This is a genomic window from Brevundimonas sp. SORGH_AS_0993, from assembly GCF_030818545.1.
In the GTDB taxonomy this organism is placed as follows: Bacteria; Pseudomonadota; Alphaproteobacteria; order Caulobacterales; family Caulobacteraceae; genus Brevundimonas.
Window position 1 is genome coordinate 1805159 of the sequence record NZ_JAUTAH010000001.1, and the last position, 14980, is coordinate 1820138.

A 14980-nucleotide genomic window follows, 5' to 3' on the forward strand; every position below is an offset into this window, starting at 1 on the left:
GGCCCTGTCATGTAAAGGGGTTTTTTCATGGCGGGCCGCCGAAGGGGGCGACGCCGGCCGGCTGCGGCCTCGATGCGCGATGTGGCGGCCCGATCTCCGCCCGAATTTCGCGCCCGATCCGACGCTCAATCTGAGGCCCGATCTGACGCTCTGGCGAAATGACGCGGTCCATGCGATTAAGACTTGCCCAAGCGCGCCCGTCGCGTCATGCGGCGCCTCTTCGCCACAGCTTCTCAGCGAGTTCATGAGTTCATCCGCAGCCGCCGTCGTCCCGGGCCTGGTCCTGGCGCGCGACGTGTCGAAGACCTTCGGATCGCGAAAGGCGCTGGACGGCGTCTCGGTCGAGGTCGCCTCAGGCGAGATGGTCGCCCTGATCGGACCTTCGGGGTCCGGGAAATCCACCCTGCTCCGTTCGATCACGGGCCTGCAGTCCATCGACGGCGGCGCGGGAACCATCGCCGTCTTCGGCGAGACGGTGCAGAAGGACGGTCGCGTCACCGGCGCCGTGCGCCGGGCGCGCGGCAAGCTGGGCATGATCTTCCAGCAGTTCAACCTGGTCGGCCGGCTGAGCCTGTTCTCCAACGTCATGCTGGGCGCCCTGGGGCGTCTGCCGTCGTGGCAGGGCCTGTTGGGCCTGTGGCCCCAGGCGGACAAGGACAAGGCCATGGCGGCCCTGCACCGGGTCGGCGTCGCCGACTATGCGGCCCAGCGCGCCAACACCCTGTCGGGCGGTCAGCAGCAGCGCGGCGCCATCGCCCGCGCCATCGTTCAAGGCGCCAAGGCCATCCTGGCCGACGAGCCGGTCGCCTCCCTGGACCCCGTCTCGGCCCGCAAGGTCATGGAGCTGCTGGTCGAGTTGAACCAGCGCGACGGCATGGGGGTGATCGTCACCCTGCACCAGGTCGACTACGCCATCCGCTATTGCGAGCGCGTCATCGCCCTGCAGGGCGGCAAGATCGTCTATGACGGTCCGTCCACGGGCCTGGATCAACAGCGCCTGATCGCAATCTACGGTCCCGAATTCGAGGATGCGTTCTGGGAGACCAAGGCATGAGCCTGTCGCGTCGTTTCATCTCCAAGACCCTGGCTGGCGCCGGCGTCGCCGTTCTGGTCGCGGGCCTGTCGGCCTGCGGCGGCGGCGAGCGGAAACCCGCCGGCGCGCCCAGCGAGATCACCTTCTCCATCCTGTCGGCGGAAGGACAGGCCTCGGCCGGCCCCCTGTGGCAGCCCCTGCTGGACGATATGTCCAAGGCCATCGGCGTGCCGGTGAAACCCTATTTCGGCTCGAACTACACGGTTCTGGTCGAGGCCATGCGCGGCAACCACACCCAGGTCGGCTGGTTCTCGGCCAAGCCCGAGGTGGAGGCCATCGACCGCGCCAACGCCGAAGTCATCGCCCGCACCGTGAACCGCGAGGGCCTGGACAGCTATCAGTCGACCCTGATCGTCAAGAAGGGCTCGGGCATCACGCTGGACAAGGTGGCGGCCTGCGGCAAGCAGTACAATTTCGGCATCGGCGACGCCCAGTCGACCTCGGGCACGCTGGCGCCCCTGACCTACTTCTTCAATCCGCGCGGCATCACGCCCTCGCAGTGCTTCAAGACCGTGCGTTCGGCCAACCACCAGGCCAACGCCTTCGGCGTGGCGACCGGCGTGATCGACGTGGCCACCTCCAACAGCGTGAACACCCTGTTCATGCGCAAGGAGAACCCGCAGCTGGCCAGCCAGATCGAGGACATCTGGACCTCGCCCCCCATCCCCGAGAGCGGCATCGTCGTGCGCGAAGATCTGGACCCGGCGCTGAAGGAAAAGATCCGCAGTTTCTTCCTGAGCTACGGCCAGGGTCAGGGGCCCGAGGCCGAGCGCCAGCGCCAGGTTCTGGCCGGGCTGGAGTATTCGCGCTTCGCCGCGGCTGACGACAGCTATCTGGACCCGATCCGCGAAATGATCGCCGATCAGAAGCTGGGCGAAGCCCGCGCCAAGGGCGACAAGGCCGCCGTCGCCGCCGCCGAGCGCGAACTGCAACGCCTGCGCGCCAAGCACGAGGTCCAGCCTTGAGCGCAGCGTCTCCCCTGACGGCGACGGCGATTCCGGCCGCGCCGCGCAAGTCGGCCCTGGCCTGGGCCGCCGACCTCCTGGTCTGGGGCGGAGTCGCCGTCGTCCTGCTGTACAGCGTCAAGGCCGTGGACCTGGGCAATATCGCGCGCCTGTTCGCCGGCAACGAGAGCACGCGCCTGTTCGCCCATGACCTGCTGCGGCCCGACTTCTCCGATTGGCGCATCTTCGTCGCCAAGATGTGGGAAACGGTCCAGATCGCCCTGTGGGGCACCTTCCTGGCCGTGATCCTGGGCATTCCCCTGGGCCTGGCGGCGGCCCGCAACATAGCGCCCGTCTGGGTCGTGACGCCGGTGCGCTGGATCATGAACCTGCTGCGCTCCATTCCCGATCTGGTGATCGGCCTGCTGTTCGTCACCGCCGTCGGCCTGGGGCCGCTGGCGGGCGTTCTGGCCATCACCCTGAACACCGCCGGCGTGCTGGCCAAGCTGTTCTCCGAAGCGGTCGAGTCGATCGACAAGGGGCCGGTCGAGGGCGTGCGCGCCACCGGCGCGGGCAAGCTGCACGAGATCGTCTGGGGCGTCCTGCCGCAGGTGGCGCCGCTGTGGACCTCCTTCGCCCTGTATCGTTTCGAATCCAACAGCCGGTCCGCGACCGTCCTGGGCCTGATCGGCGCGGGCGGCATCGGTCAGGTGCTGTTCGACAGCATGAACGCCTTCGATTTCCGCGCCGTCTCGGCCATCGTCATCATCGTGGTGATCGCCGTGACCCTGATCGACACCCTGTCGCAGGTCATGCGTCGTCGCCTGCTGTGACGGCGACAGTCCCGTTCGCGGGCCCATTCTCGGGACTGTCATAATCCTCTGCTCTAAGCATCGCGAAATCGATGCTCAGGGAGAGCCTTGGATGATCCGTACACTGAAACTGGCGGCGTCGGCCGCCGCCCTTCTGGCCCTGGCGGCCTGTGGCGACAACGGCGGCGGGGCCGCTTCGGGCGCGCGGTCGGGCGTCTGGGCGGCCGGCTCGTCGACCGTCTTCCCCTTCGCCACCCGCGTGGCCGAGAACTTCGCCCGCACCTCGGGCGGCGCCGCGCCGCGCGTTGAATCGCTGGGCACCGGCGGCGGCATCCAGGCCTTCTGCCAGGGCGTCGGTCCGACCACCCCGGACATCGCCAACGCCTCGCGCCAGATGAAGCAGTCCGAGTTCGACCTGTGCGCCAAGAACGGCGTCACCGACATCGTCGAGATCAAGATCGGCTTCGACGGCATCGTCATCGCCACGGCTCGCAACGGCAACGGCTTCAACTTCGAACTGAACGACCTGTACGAGGGCCTGGCCAAGGAAGTGCCGGGCGCGAACGGCCAGTTCGTCGCCAACCCGGCCAAGACCTGGAACCAGGTCAACCCCGGCCTGCCGAACCAGCGCATCCAGGTCTATGGCCCGCCGCCCACCTCGGGCACGCGCGACGCCTTCCTGGAGCTGGGCATGACGCCGGGCGCCAAGCTGGTGCCGGCGGTCAAGGCGATCGAGAGCGACAAGGAGCGGTTCGAAGCCATCGCCCACACCCTGCGCGAGGACGGCGCCTGGATCGACTCGGGCGAGAACGACAACGCCATCGTGCAGACCCTGACCCGCACCCCTGGCTCTCTGGGCGTGTTCGGCTACTCCTTCCTGGAGCAGAACCTGGACACGGTGAAAGCCGAGACCATCGACGGCGTCTCCCCCACCGCCGACACCATCGCCAGCGGCGCCTATCCGCTGTCGCGCAGCCTCTACATCTATGTGAAGAAGGCCCACATCGGCGTCATTCCGGGCCTGCAGCAGTTCGTGCAGGAGTTCCTGTCCGAAGGCGCGGCGGGCAAGGGCGGCTATCTGGCAGACCGCGGCCTGATCCCGCTGCCGGAAGATCAACTGCTGGCCCAGCGCGCGATCATCGCCGCCATGACCCCCATGAAACGTCCCGCCAAGTAAGGCGGAACCCGACGGCGCTCCCGCCCCTTCTTTCGCCGGTCCGCCCTTTGAAGCGCTATGCGCTTCAACTGGAGCGGATGAAGCCCTAGAAGGGGCGGGATAGCTGTCAGGAATATTTGATGACCACCACGCCCGCGCGCCTGCGCAAGGCCGTACTGCCCGTCGCGGGCCTCGGCACCCGCGTCCTCCCCGGCACCAAGACGACGCCCAAGGAACTGCTGAACGTCGTCGACCGGCCGATCCTGTCCTATATCGTCGAAGAGGCCCGCGAAGCGGGGATCGAACACATCGTCTTCGTCACCGGCCGCTCCAAGGGCGCCATCGAGGACTATTTCGATCACCAGATCGAGCTGGAGGCCCAGCTGGCGGCCAAGGGCAAGACCGAAATCCTGGAGATGATGAACGCCGAACTGGCGTCGGCCGGCGAGATGAGCTTCACCCGCCAGATGCAGCCCAAGGGCCTGGGCCACGCCGTCTGGTGCGCGCGCGACATCATCGGCCATGAGCCGTTCGCCGTCATCCTGCCCGACGTGATCGTGGACGCCCAGCCCGGCGCCCTGAAGCAGTTGGCCGAGGTCTATGCCGAGACCGGGGGCAACATCATCGGCGTGGAATCGGTCCCCGAGGATCAGACCCACAAATACGGCATCGTCGATCCCGTCAGCCGCGACGGTTCGCGCATCGTCATGAAGGGCATGGTCGAAAAGCCGGCGGCCGGCACGGCGCCGTCGAACCTGTCGATCTCGGGCCGCTATATCCTGCAGCCGGAAATCTTCGACCTTCTGGCGACGCAGGAAAAGGGCGCGGGCGGCGAGATCCAGCTGACCGACGCCATGGCGCGCCTGATGGCGGACCAGAGCTTCACCGCCGTCGAATATGCGGGCGTGACGCATGACTGCGGCGACAAGATCGGCCTGTTGCGCGCCAACGTGGCCCTGGCCCTGAAACGCCCCGACCTGGGCGAGGCCGCGCGCGCCGCGATCTCGGGCCTGCTCTGACGCAAGGGAAGGCGGCGGGGGTTCCGGTTTACGCCCGCCCCTGCTAACCCTCCGCGCACATCATCAGGAGACGAACCATGGCGACTTCCGAAGGCTGGGACATGCCGACCGGCGACCTCATGAAGGGCAAGAAGGGCCTGATCATGGGGGTTGCGAACTCCAGCTCCATCGCCTGGGGCATCGCCTCGCAACTGGCCGCCCAAGGCGCCGAACTGGCCTTCACCTATCTGGGCGAAAGCCTGGAGCGCCGCGTGCGCCCCCTGGCCGAAAGCGTCGGCGCCAAGCTCTTGATCCCGGCGGACGTCACCGACGACGCCTCGATGGACGCCGCCTTCGCCGAGCTGGAAAAGACCTTCGGCACGATCGACTTCGTCGTCCACTCGGTGGCCTTCGCCAACAAGGACGAGTTGAAGGGGTCGTTCGTCGACAACACCACGCGCGACAGCTTCCTTCTGGCCCTGAACATCTCGGCCTTCAGCTTCGTGGACGTGTCGCGTCGCGCCGCCAAGCTGATGCCCAATGGCGGCAGCCTGATCACCCTGACCTATCTGGGGTCGGAGCGTGTGATTCCGAACTACAACACCATGGGCGTGGCCAAGGCGGCGCTGGAGGCGGCGACCCGCTATATCGCGCGCGACCTGGGGCCGAAGAACATCCGCGTCAACGCCATCTCGGCCGGCGCCATGCGCACCCTGTCGCTGGCCGGCATCTCGGGCGGACGCGGCCTGCATTCCAAGTCGGCCCAGTTCTCCCTCATCAAGGAAGAGACCTCGATGGAGGGCGTCGCCGGCGCGGCCCTGTGGCTGTGTTCGGACCTGGGCCGTTCGACCACGGGCGAGGTCGTCCACGTCGACGCCGGCTTCCACGCCGTGGGCCTGCCGGAAGACATCGAAGGCTGATCCCGACGGATCGGCGAACAATGAGGGGCCGTCGGATCACCGGCGGCCCTTTTTGCTTTCAGGGCGCAACGGCCCCGCTTATCCGTAGAGCCATGAGCGCGTCCGACCTCCCGCCCCCCGCCAGCTTCTCCGCCGCCGCCGTGGCCACCGTTGTCGGCTTCGGCGGCACGGTCGCCCTGGTCGTTCAGGCGGGCCAGGTTCTGGGGGCCGACCCCGCCCAGATCATTTCGATGGTGACAGCCCTCTGCCTGGGGATCGGCCTGCCGGGGATGCTGCTGAGCTGGCGGTTCAGGATGCCGGTGGTCCTGGCCTGGTCCACGCCAGGCGCGGCCCTTCTGGCGGCCTCGACGCTGGGCCTGGGTTGGGCCAACGCCGTCGGGGCGTTCGTGTCTGCGGCGGTGTTGATGGTGCTGACGGGCCTTTTGCCCGCACTGGGGCGGCTGGCGCAGAAGATGCCGGCGTCCGTCGCCTCGGCCATGCTGGCGGGCGTGCTGCTGCCTTTCGTGCTCAGGCTGTTCAAGGTCGTGCCGGAAGAGATGGGCCTGGCGGTCGGACTGCTGGCCGTCTTCATCGTCACGCGGCGGATGTGGCCCGCCTGGAGCCTGCCTGCGGTGCTGATCGCCGCCTTTGCAGTTCTGGGCTTCAGGGGGCAGATCGGCCTGCCGCCGGGGACGGGCCTGTTCGGCGGTCTGTCGCCGGTCATGACCGTCTTCGACTGGAAGGTCGCAGTCAGCCTCGGTTTTCCATTGTTTCTGGTCACCCTGGCCTCGCAGAACCTGCCGGGACTGGTGGTGCTGAGGGCCGCCGGGTATGAGCCGCCCGCCAACCGCCTGATCTTCGCCACCGGCCTGACCAGCCTGATCGCGGCTCCGTTCGGAGCCCACGGCGTCAATCTGGCCGCCATCACCGCCGCCATATGCACCGGCCCGGACGCCCATCCCGATCCGGCGAAACGATGGATGGTCGGCGCCATCTATGGCGGGTTTTATGTCGTTGTGGCGCTGTTTGCGGCGCCCTTGGCCGGACTGTTCATCGCCATGCCGCCTGCGGTGCTGGCCATCATAACAGGCCTGGCCCTGATCGCCGCCCTGACCGGAGCGATGGGGGCCATGCTGGCCAAGCCGGAGCGGGAGGCCGCTGTCCTGACCTTCGCCGCCACGGGCTCTGGCGTCGCCCTGCTCGGGATCGGCGCCGCCTTCTGGGGTCTGGTCGTGGGGTTTGCCGCTCTGGCGGCGATGCGCTGGATCAGACCGAGGGCCTGATCCAGCGTCGCTTCTTTCTTGGCCTGCCGCGCTTCGCGCTGCTTGAGGCCGTGTATCTGGCCTACCGCGCTTCGCGCTGCTTGAGGCCGGCTATTTGGCCTACCGCGCTATGCGCTGCTTGAGGCCGGCTTAGTCCCGCAGCGAGGCCGGGACCTGGCCGCCGTTTTCGGCCAGCTTCTGCCAGACCGCCTTGGACAGGGCGATGTTCTGTTCGGCCGAGCCATGCGCACCGGCATGGACGTTCAACTCCTCGGCAAGCTCCTTGCGGGCCTCCAGGCTGGAATCCAGGTCCAGCAGCTTCAGCAGATCGACGATCGAGGTGCGCCAGTTGCCCCCGCCGCCCTTGGATGCCGCCAGGTCGCTGAGCACCGCCTCCACATCGACCGCCTGAACGGCGGGCGCGACAGGGACCGGGCCGGCGCCGGGCGTGGTCTGCGCGCCGACGGTGGGCGTCGGTGTCGGCGCAGGCGCCGCCTTCGGCTTGTGGCCGGTGATCTTGTTCCAGATCGAAGAGAAGATGCCCATCGGTCGTGCTCCTGTTGATGTCCGCATACAACGCGACCGAAACGGCGAGGTTCAGCCTATTCGCGCGCCGGAATGTTCAGGCCGCGCTGCACGGCCGGTCGGGCCAAACCGCGTTCCAGCCAGGCGGCGACCTGGGGAAAGTCCGCAAAGCCAACGATCTCGCCCGCCTCATAGAAGCCGATTAGATTGCGGACCCAGCCCAGGGTGGCGACATCGGCGATGGAATAGTCGCCTACAAGCCAGTCCCGGCCCTCAAGCCGCGTCTCCAGCACGCCCAGCAGGCGGCGGCTTTCGGCGACATAGCGATCGCGCGGGCGCTTGTCCTCATACTCCTTGCCGGCGAAGCGGTGGAAGAAACCCAGTTGGCCGAACATCGGGCCGATGGCGCCCATCTGGAACATGACCCACTGGATCGTCTCGTAACGGGTCGCCGGATCGACCGAGAGCAGCTTTCCGGTCTTTTCCGCCAGATAGATCAGGATGGCGCCGGATTCGAACAGGGCCAGCGGCTGACCGCCCGGTCCGTTCGGATCCAGGATGGCGGGAATCTTGCCGTTGGGGTTCAGGGACAGAAACTCCGGCCCCCAGGTTTCGTTGGCCATGATGTCGATCAGGTGCGGCTCATAGGCCAGGCCGACCTCCTCCAGCATGATCGACACCTTCACCCCATTGGGCGTCGGCAGCGAATACAGTTGCAGCCGGTCGGGATGCCGCGCCGGCCAGCGCTTGGTGATGGGGAAGGCGGACAGGTCGATCATGGCGGGCCTCTGCGGTTTGGAGGCCCTGATGTCGGGAGGCGGCGCCGATTTGGCAACGGTCGCGGGCGCCGTTTTGATCGCGCGCTTGTGTCTGGAACCGCACACGTCGCGGCGCCAGCTTGGCTTTGACCGCTGCCCGGTCGCATACGGAGAGACGCTCGATGGCGCACAAGTTCGAAATCTACAAAGACAAGGCGGGGGAGTTCCGCGTCCGGTTCAAATACAATTCCGAGACCATGTTCTCGACCGAGGGCTACGCCTCGAAGGCTTCCGCCCAGAACGCCATCGAGTCCATCAAGAAGAACGGACCGGACGCCCCGGTCGAAGACAACAGCTAGTCGGGCTCTCGCTCGCCCACCTCGGTCGGCGGCACGGCCAAAAGCCAGCCGTCGGCCAGGTGCAGTTCGGGCGCCGCCGCCTTGGTGAAGGGCAGATACCAGGTCGGGCCGCCGGCGGCGGGCGCGATCTCCAGCATGTCGTCGGCGCCGAAATTCTGGACCGACTTGACCCGCCCCATCACGACGCCGCCCACGCCGCGCGCCTCCAGACCGATCAGGTCGGCCAGATAGAATTCGTCCTCCTCGGGTTCGGGAAAGCGGTCGCGGGGGACATAAAGCTTCAGTCCGCGCAGGGCGTCGGCCTCTTCCTTGGTGCCGATTTCCCTGGCGCGGCCGACCACGCCGTTCTTGTCGGGCCGCGCGGCGGTCAGGGTCAGCCCCACCGAGCCGTCGGCGCGCAGCAGGGGGCCGTATTCCGTCAGGGCCAGGGGATCGGCGGTGAAGGCCGTCACCCGCACCTCGCCCCGCACCCCGAAACCGCCGCCGATCTGGCCGACGAGGATCAATCTGCTGTCCGTGGTCATGCTCACCCCCAGAGCCCGATCATTTTAGACGGAACCGCCTAGCGATTCCCTCAACGGATCAGGCTTTAGCGCATGAAAAAGGCGGCGTCGAAAGACGCCGCCCCGATCATCGTCGAACCGAAAGGCTTAGCCTTCGGCCTTTTCCTCGGTCGCTTCAGCAGCGGGGGCCTCTTCAGCGGCGGCCTCGGCGGCGGGCGCTTCTTCGGCCGGGGCTTCTTCAGCAGCCGGGGCGTTCTTGGCGGCTTCGGCCTCTTCCTTGGCGCGGGCGGCGGCTTCGGCGGCCTCGGCCTTGGCGGCGGCTTCGGCTTCCAGACGGTCGGCTTCGCGCTGGGCGCGCTCGGCGGCGCGTTCCTGGGCCTTCTTGCCGGGCTGGGCCTTGTTCGGATTGTTGCCCTGGGTCCACTTCACCTTGGCCGACAGGGTTTCGTCCTGCGACAGGAAGCGGGCGACGCGGTCGGTCGGCTGGGCGCCCTTGCCCAGCCATTCGGCGATGCGCTCGACCTTCAGGGCGACGCGCGGCTGGGCGCTGTCCTTGGGCAGCATCGGGTTGTAGCTGCCGACCTTCTCGATGAACTTGCCGTCGCGCGGGGCGTGCGAGTCGGCGACGACGATGTGGTAGTAGGGGCGCTTCTTGGCGCCGCCGCGGGCCAGACGAATCTTCAGCATTTCAAGTCTCTTTCCAGGTAGTCGTTATTTCTTGGGAGGGAAGCCGGGAAGACCCGGAAGCCCTCCCGGAAGTGGTCCGCCGCCCCCGAGGGGGTTTCCAAGGCCCGCCAGGCGGTCCTGAATGGCTTTCAGGTCTTCGGCGCTGGGTTCCGGCGCCTTGCCGCCGCCCAGGGCTTTCAGTCGGTTCAGATCGGGGCCGCCGCCCATTCCGGGCGTTCCGCCGCCCGGAAGGCCGCCCAGCATGGCGGCCATCTGCTGCATCTTGCGGGGTCCGCCGCGCGCCATCTGCTTGACCATGTCGGCCATCTGGCGGTGCTGTTTCAGGACCCGGTTCACGTCCTGGACCTCGACCCCGGCGCCGGCGGCGATGCGCTTCTTGCGGCTGGCGTTCAACAGGTCGGGCTTCTTGCGCTCGACCTTGGTCATCGAGGAGATGATGGCTTCCTGACGCAGGATCATGCGGTCGTCGATGCCGCTGTCGGCCATCTGGTTCTTCATCTTGGCCACGCCAGGCAGCATGCCCATGATGCCCTGAAGACCGCCCATCCGCTTCATCTGCTGAAGCTGGCCGGCCAGATCGTCCAGGTCGAACTGTCCCTTGGCCAGTTTCCTGGCCATCTTCTCGGCCTTCGCCTGGTCCAGGTCCTGGCTGGCCTTTTCGACCAGGGCGACGATATCGCCCTGCCCCAGGATGCGGCCGGCGACGCGGCGGGCGTCGAAGACGTCCAGCGCGTCGACCTTTTCGCCGGCGCCCAGATATTTGATCGGCAGGCCCGTAACAGCCCGCATCGACAGCATGGCGCCGCCGCGCCCGTCGCCGTCGGCGCGGGTCAGGACCAGGCCGGTCAGGGGCAGGCGTTCATGGAAGGCCCGGGCGGTGCGAACGGCGTCCTGGCCGGTCAGGCTGTCGGCGACCAGCAGGGTCTCGACCGGCTTGGCGATGTCGGCGACCTCGGCCACCTCGTTCATCAGCCCTTCGTCCAGGGTGATGCGGCCGGCGGTGTCCAGGATCAGGACGTCGAAACCCTGAAGCTTGGCCGATTGCAGCGCCCGGCGGGTGATCTGGACCGCGCTCTCGCCCTGAACGATCGGCAGGGTGGCGACCTCGATCTGCTTGCCCAGGGTGGCCAGCTGCTCCATCGCGGCCGGACGGCGCGTGTCCAGGGAGGCCAGCATGACCTTCTTGCGATCGAACTTGGTCAGGCGCAGCGCCAGCTTGGCCGAGGTCGTGGTCTTGCCCGACCCCTGCAGGCCGGCCATCAGCACCACGGCGGGCGGATTGGCGTTGGTGTTCAGCGGGACCGGCTCTTCGCCGCCCAGCATCTCGATCAGACCGTCATAGACGATCTTGACCACCTGATCGGCCGGCTTGACCGAACGGATGACCTCTTCGCCGGTCGCGCGCTCGGTGGCGAAGGCGATGAATTCCTTGACGACCGGCAGGGCGACGTCGGCCTCCAGCAGGGCCACGCGCACTTCGCGCATCGCCTCGGCGACATCCTTTTCGGACAGGGCGCCGCGACCGGTGATCCGGTCGAAAACGCCTGTCAGCCGCTCGTTCAGAGCCTCGAACATTCACTACCTCACGCCCATTTTCGCTTCAGGTCGGGACGACCTGAATCCAGAACAATGGGCAACCAGCCAACCGACGGGTGAAACGGCTCCACACGACAACGACCCCCGGCGACGATCACGTCGGCGGGGGGTTCTCGCCGGGCTCGTTCTCTTTTGGGCTATCGGCCTTGCGGCCTGCCTGAGCCCGAATGGGCTGTGCTCAAGCAGCGCGGAGCGCGGTAGCACGACAAAAGAGCTGTCGTCCCGGTGGAGACGCGAGGTTCACTTGCGTCGGAAGCGGCGGCTTATGAAGGAAAACGAAGGGAATGTCGAATCCTACGGCGCGCCCCTTTCTTGGGCCCGTTCAGACCGAGATGTTCAGCAACACCGCCTCGGTCTTGCCCTTCCCGGCCGCGTCCTCGACCTTGGCCTTCATCGCCTCCTGAAGCTTTTGATCGATCAGCTTGGCGATCTCGTCCTCGATCGAAGCGCGCGACTCCGGCTTCATGGCCGCGACGTCGCCTTCCGTCATATGACGATCCGACAGGACTTCGGCCCGCAGGCGCTGTCTCAGCTTCTCCATCTGCTGGTCGTGCGCCCAGGCGCCCAACCCCTTCTGACGAATCTGATCCAGATCGCCCGCCAGGGATGAACTGGGCTTTTCCTGCCGGGCGGCATTGGCCGCGCCAACGAAGCCCATGGCTCCAATGGCGCCCTGGAAACCGCCAACCGATGAAATCGACATGAGAATCTCCGACCTGCGGATCGTCAGGCCGCGCCGCAGGTCGAAAAGGTGCAAACATCGTGCCGGGATCAGTGCTCCGGCGTCTCCGGCTTGGGCTCGTCCGTCTTCGGTTTCGAACCCGGCTCAGTCACCACAACGCCCTCGGGCGCCGGCGACAGTTTGGACAGATCGCCGCCGGCGCGCAGGACGTCCAGGGCGCGTTCCAGCTGATAGTCCCTGTCCTTGGGGAAGCCCTCGCCCGGCGCCTCGCGCGGGGTGTGCGGCCCCTTGCGTTCGGCCCCGATGGAGGCGTCCAGCGCCGTGGCGTAGGCGGCCTCGGAATAGATAAAGCTGGAGCGCGAGACGATGCGGGCCTCGGCCTCGTTGCGGGCGACCTCCAGATCGGGCTCGATGCCGATCTTCTGGATCGAGGCGCCCGAGGGGGTGTAGTAGCGCGCCGTGGTGATCGACAGGGCGCCGTCCTGGCCCTGCCGCAGCGGGATCACCGTCTGCACCGACCCCTTGCCGAAGCTGGTCAGGCCCACGACCGTCGCCCGCTGATGATCCTTCAGAGCGCCCGCGACGATTTCCGAGGCCGAGGCCGAGCCGTAGTTGACCAGGACCACCAGCGGCAGCCCCCCGGTCAGGTCGCCGGGCTTGGCCGTGTAACGCTGGATCTGCTCGGGTTTCCTGCCGCGCTGACTGACGATCTCGCCGCGCTCCAGGAAGGCGTCGGACACGTCGATGGCGGCGTTCAGCAGCCCGCCGCCGTTGTTGCGCAGGTCCAGGACATAGCCCTTCACCCCCGGCTTCTCGGTCTTGATCTTGGCGATGGCCTCGTTCAGCTCCCGGCCCGTGTTCTCGTTGAAGGTCGAGATGCGCAGATAGCCGAAGTCGCCCTCGACCCGGCCCGTCACCGACTGCACCTTGATGACCTCGCGGGTCAGGGTGACGTCCAGCGGGTCCGAGCCGTCGCGCAGGAAGGTCACTTTCACGCTGGTCCCGACCGGGCCGCGCAGCTTCTCCGAAACCTGGCTGACGGTCAGGCCGGCCGCGTTCTGACCCTCGATGGCCGAGATCACGTCGCCCGCCTGGACCCCGGCGCGAGCGGCCGGGCTGTCGTCCATCGGCGAGATGACCTTCACCATGCCGCCGTCGGCGCTGATGGTCAGGCCGACGCCCGAATATTGGCCCTCCGTCCGTTCGCGCAGTTCGTCGTAGTTGGAGGGCGGCAGGTAGTTGGAATGCGGGTCCAAGGCCGTCATCATGCCGGCCAGGGCGGCCTCGATCAGCTTCTTGTTGTCGACCGGAACGACATAGACCTTCTCGACGATGCCGACGACGTCGCCGAACAGCTCCAGCATGCGGAAGGTTTCGTTGCGCGGCGTCTGGCTGGACACGGCGGCGGCCGAGCCGCCCAGCACGAGCGCGGCGCAGCCGACGAGAAGCAGTTTACGCATTCGGTCTCTTTCGGTCGGGCCGGTCATGACGCCCGTTCTTAAAGTGCATGGCCCCGAAGACACGACGGAATCGTGGCGACGCAGCGTCAAACCGATAAAATCAGCGTCCGGGCGGAAAGCAAGGCGCGATTGCGGATCGGGCCGCCCGGCGGGTCTTTTCCCCGGCTCAGCGCAGCCAGGGGCCGGGGTCGATGGGCCGCTCCTCGCGCCGCAGTTCGAAATAGACATCGCCGCCGGGACCGCTGCGGCCCAGGACCTGACCGTCGGCGACCCGCGCGTCAGAGGCCACGTTCAGACTGTCCAGCCCGGCGATCACGGCCCGCCACCCCGGCCCCAGGTCCAGGATCACCACCTCGCCCCAGCCGGTCAGGGGGCCGGCGTAGGCCACCCTGGCGTCCGCCGGCGCCCGCACCGTCGCCCGATCCGCCCTCCAGCGCCAGCCGCTGGTCCCCTCGCCCCAGGTCTGGCTGGGCGCGCCCGCGACCGGCGGGCTGAGACGACTGCGCCCGGCCGGCAGGCGCGTCGACGGGATGTCCTCGTCGTTCGCTGCGGGCACGGCGCCGCCCAGGTCGCGGATGCGTTTCTCCAGCGCCGCCGCCGCCCGTTCGGAGGCGCGGGCCTCGGCGTTCAGCACGGCGGTCAGGGCGGTCTTGCGCGCCGTCAGGTCCTCGATCTGGGCGCGGCGGTCGCCCTGGGCGCTCTCGGTCGTCAGCAGTTGTTCGGACGACAGCACGGCCAGGCGCCGAATACGCATGATCTCGGCCTGGCGCTCGCTCAGAGCCTTGGCGCGCGTCTCCAGTTCCGGCGTCATGGCCTTCAGGATGATGGAAGCGCGCACCGTGTCGATGGCCCTGTCCGCCGGCACCAGCAGGGGCGGGGGCGGACGGCGGCTCATCATTTGCAGGGCGCCGAGCAGCCGGGCCTGGGCGCCGCGTTCGCGCGCCAGGTTCGCCACCAATTCCGCCTCGCGCTCGCTGAGCTGGCGCAGACGGGCGCGCTGCTCCTCGATCTGGCGGTCGTCGACGGATTCGTCGACCCGAAGGCCGGACAGTTTCCGCTCCAGCTGGGCCAGTTCGGCCTTGGCTGCCTCGGCGTCGGCGCGCAGGCGACGCGCACGCACGGCCTCGTCCCGGAACTCGGCCTGAAGGCGCGGCAGTTCGCCCTCCGGCGCCTGACGCCCCACGGCCGGCGCGGCGCAGACGAAGCCCGTCAGCAGGGCGAGGCTCAGGGGAAGGGCGCGGCGCAT

Annotated in this window: 16 protein-coding genes; 8 read left to right on the top strand and 8 right to left on the bottom strand. The window is 67.8% G+C overall.

The genetic code is table 11. The features are described from left to right. The first annotated feature begins 244 nt into the window (after positions 1-244). From phnC to QE389_RS09010, 7 genes are all read left to right on the top strand, one after another. Positions 245-1054: a phosphonate ABC transporter ATP-binding protein gene (gene phnC / locus QE389_RS08980; RefSeq protein ID WP_307366497.1), complete on the top strand. Its 810-nt coding sequence runs from the start codon at positions 245-247 to the stop codon at positions 1052-1054. After that, complete coding sequence (gene phnD, locus QE389_RS08985; protein ID WP_307366499.1) at positions 1051-2058, top strand: phosphate/phosphite/phosphonate ABC transporter substrate-binding protein; 1008 nt, start codon at positions 1051-1053, stop codon at positions 2056-2058. The genes phnC and phnD overlap by 4 nt, the downstream gene beginning before the upstream one ends. Then, entirely contained in the window at positions 2055-2870 is an 816-nt protein-coding gene (gene phnE / locus QE389_RS08990; RefSeq protein ID WP_307366501.1) for a phosphonate ABC transporter, permease protein PhnE, read from the top strand. The genes phnD and phnE overlap by 4 nt, the downstream gene beginning before the upstream one ends. A 91-nt stretch (positions 2871-2961) precedes the next feature. Then, positions 2962-4026, top strand: a complete 1065-nt coding sequence (locus tag QE389_RS08995) for a substrate-binding domain-containing protein (protein ID WP_307366503.1) — start codon at positions 2962-2964, stop codon at positions 4024-4026. Positions 4027-4145: 119 nt separating this feature from the next. Then, positions 4146-5024: a UTP--glucose-1-phosphate uridylyltransferase GalU gene (gene galU, locus QE389_RS09000; protein ID WP_307366505.1), complete on the top strand. Its 879-nt coding sequence runs from the start codon at positions 4146-4148 to the stop codon at positions 5022-5024. A gap of 101 nt (positions 5025-5125) precedes the next feature. Further along, complete coding sequence (locus QE389_RS09005) at positions 5126-5923, top strand: enoyl-ACP reductase (protein ID WP_166622031.1); 798 nt, start codon at positions 5126-5128, stop codon at positions 5921-5923. Positions 5924-6015: 92 nt separating this feature from the next. Next, positions 6016-7185: a benzoate/H(+) symporter BenE family transporter gene (locus tag QE389_RS09010; RefSeq protein ID WP_307366507.1), complete on the top strand. Its 1170-nt coding sequence runs from the start codon at positions 6016-6018 to the stop codon at positions 7183-7185. A gap of 129 nt (positions 7186-7314) precedes the next feature. On the opposite strand, the gene QE389_RS09015 is transcribed toward QE389_RS09010, so the two are convergent. Next, positions 7315-7710, bottom strand: coding sequence for a DUF3597 domain-containing protein (locus QE389_RS09015; protein ID WP_307366509.1), 396 nt, complete (start codon positions 7708-7710; stop codon positions 7315-7317). A gap of 56 nt (positions 7711-7766) precedes the next feature. Further along, complete coding sequence (locus QE389_RS09020) at positions 7767-8468, bottom strand: glutathione binding-like protein (protein WP_307366511.1); 702 nt, start codon at positions 8466-8468, stop codon at positions 7767-7769. A 161-nt stretch (positions 8469-8629) separates the two neighbouring features. On the opposite strand from QE389_RS09020, the gene QE389_RS09025 reads away from it, so the two are divergent. Beyond that, positions 8630-8806, top strand: a complete 177-nt coding sequence (locus QE389_RS09025) for a YegP family protein (protein ID WP_307366513.1) — start codon at positions 8630-8632, stop codon at positions 8804-8806. On the opposite strand, the gene rimM is transcribed toward QE389_RS09025, so the two are convergent. The 6 genes from rimM to QE389_RS09055 form a co-directional block, all read right to left on the bottom strand. After that, complete coding sequence (gene rimM / locus QE389_RS09030; protein ID WP_307366515.1) at positions 8803-9336, bottom strand: ribosome maturation factor RimM; 534 nt, start codon at positions 9334-9336, stop codon at positions 8803-8805. The two genes, QE389_RS09025 and rimM, sit on opposite strands and share 4 nt — an antisense overlap. A 120-nt stretch (positions 9337-9456) precedes the next feature. Then, positions 9457-9996, bottom strand: a complete 540-nt coding sequence (rpsP, locus tag QE389_RS09035; RefSeq protein ID WP_307366517.1) for a 30S ribosomal protein S16 — start codon at positions 9994-9996, stop codon at positions 9457-9459. Between the two features lie 24 nt (positions 9997-10020). Further along, on the bottom strand, positions 10021-11571 hold the full coding sequence (gene ffh, locus QE389_RS09040) for a signal recognition particle protein (protein WP_307366519.1): 1551 nt from the start codon (positions 11569-11571) through the stop codon (positions 10021-10023). 343 nt (positions 11572-11914) lie between these two features. After that, positions 11915-12295, bottom strand: coding sequence for a hypothetical protein (locus QE389_RS09045; protein ID WP_307366521.1), 381 nt, complete (start codon positions 12293-12295; stop codon positions 11915-11917). 68 nt (positions 12296-12363) lie between these two features. Beyond that, positions 12364-13734, bottom strand: a complete 1371-nt coding sequence (locus tag QE389_RS09050; protein WP_307366523.1) for a S41 family peptidase — start codon at positions 13732-13734, stop codon at positions 12364-12366. 166 nt (positions 13735-13900) lie between these two features. Further along, entirely contained in the window at positions 13901-14980 is a 1080-nt protein-coding gene (locus tag QE389_RS09055; protein WP_307366525.1) for a murein hydrolase activator EnvC, read from the bottom strand.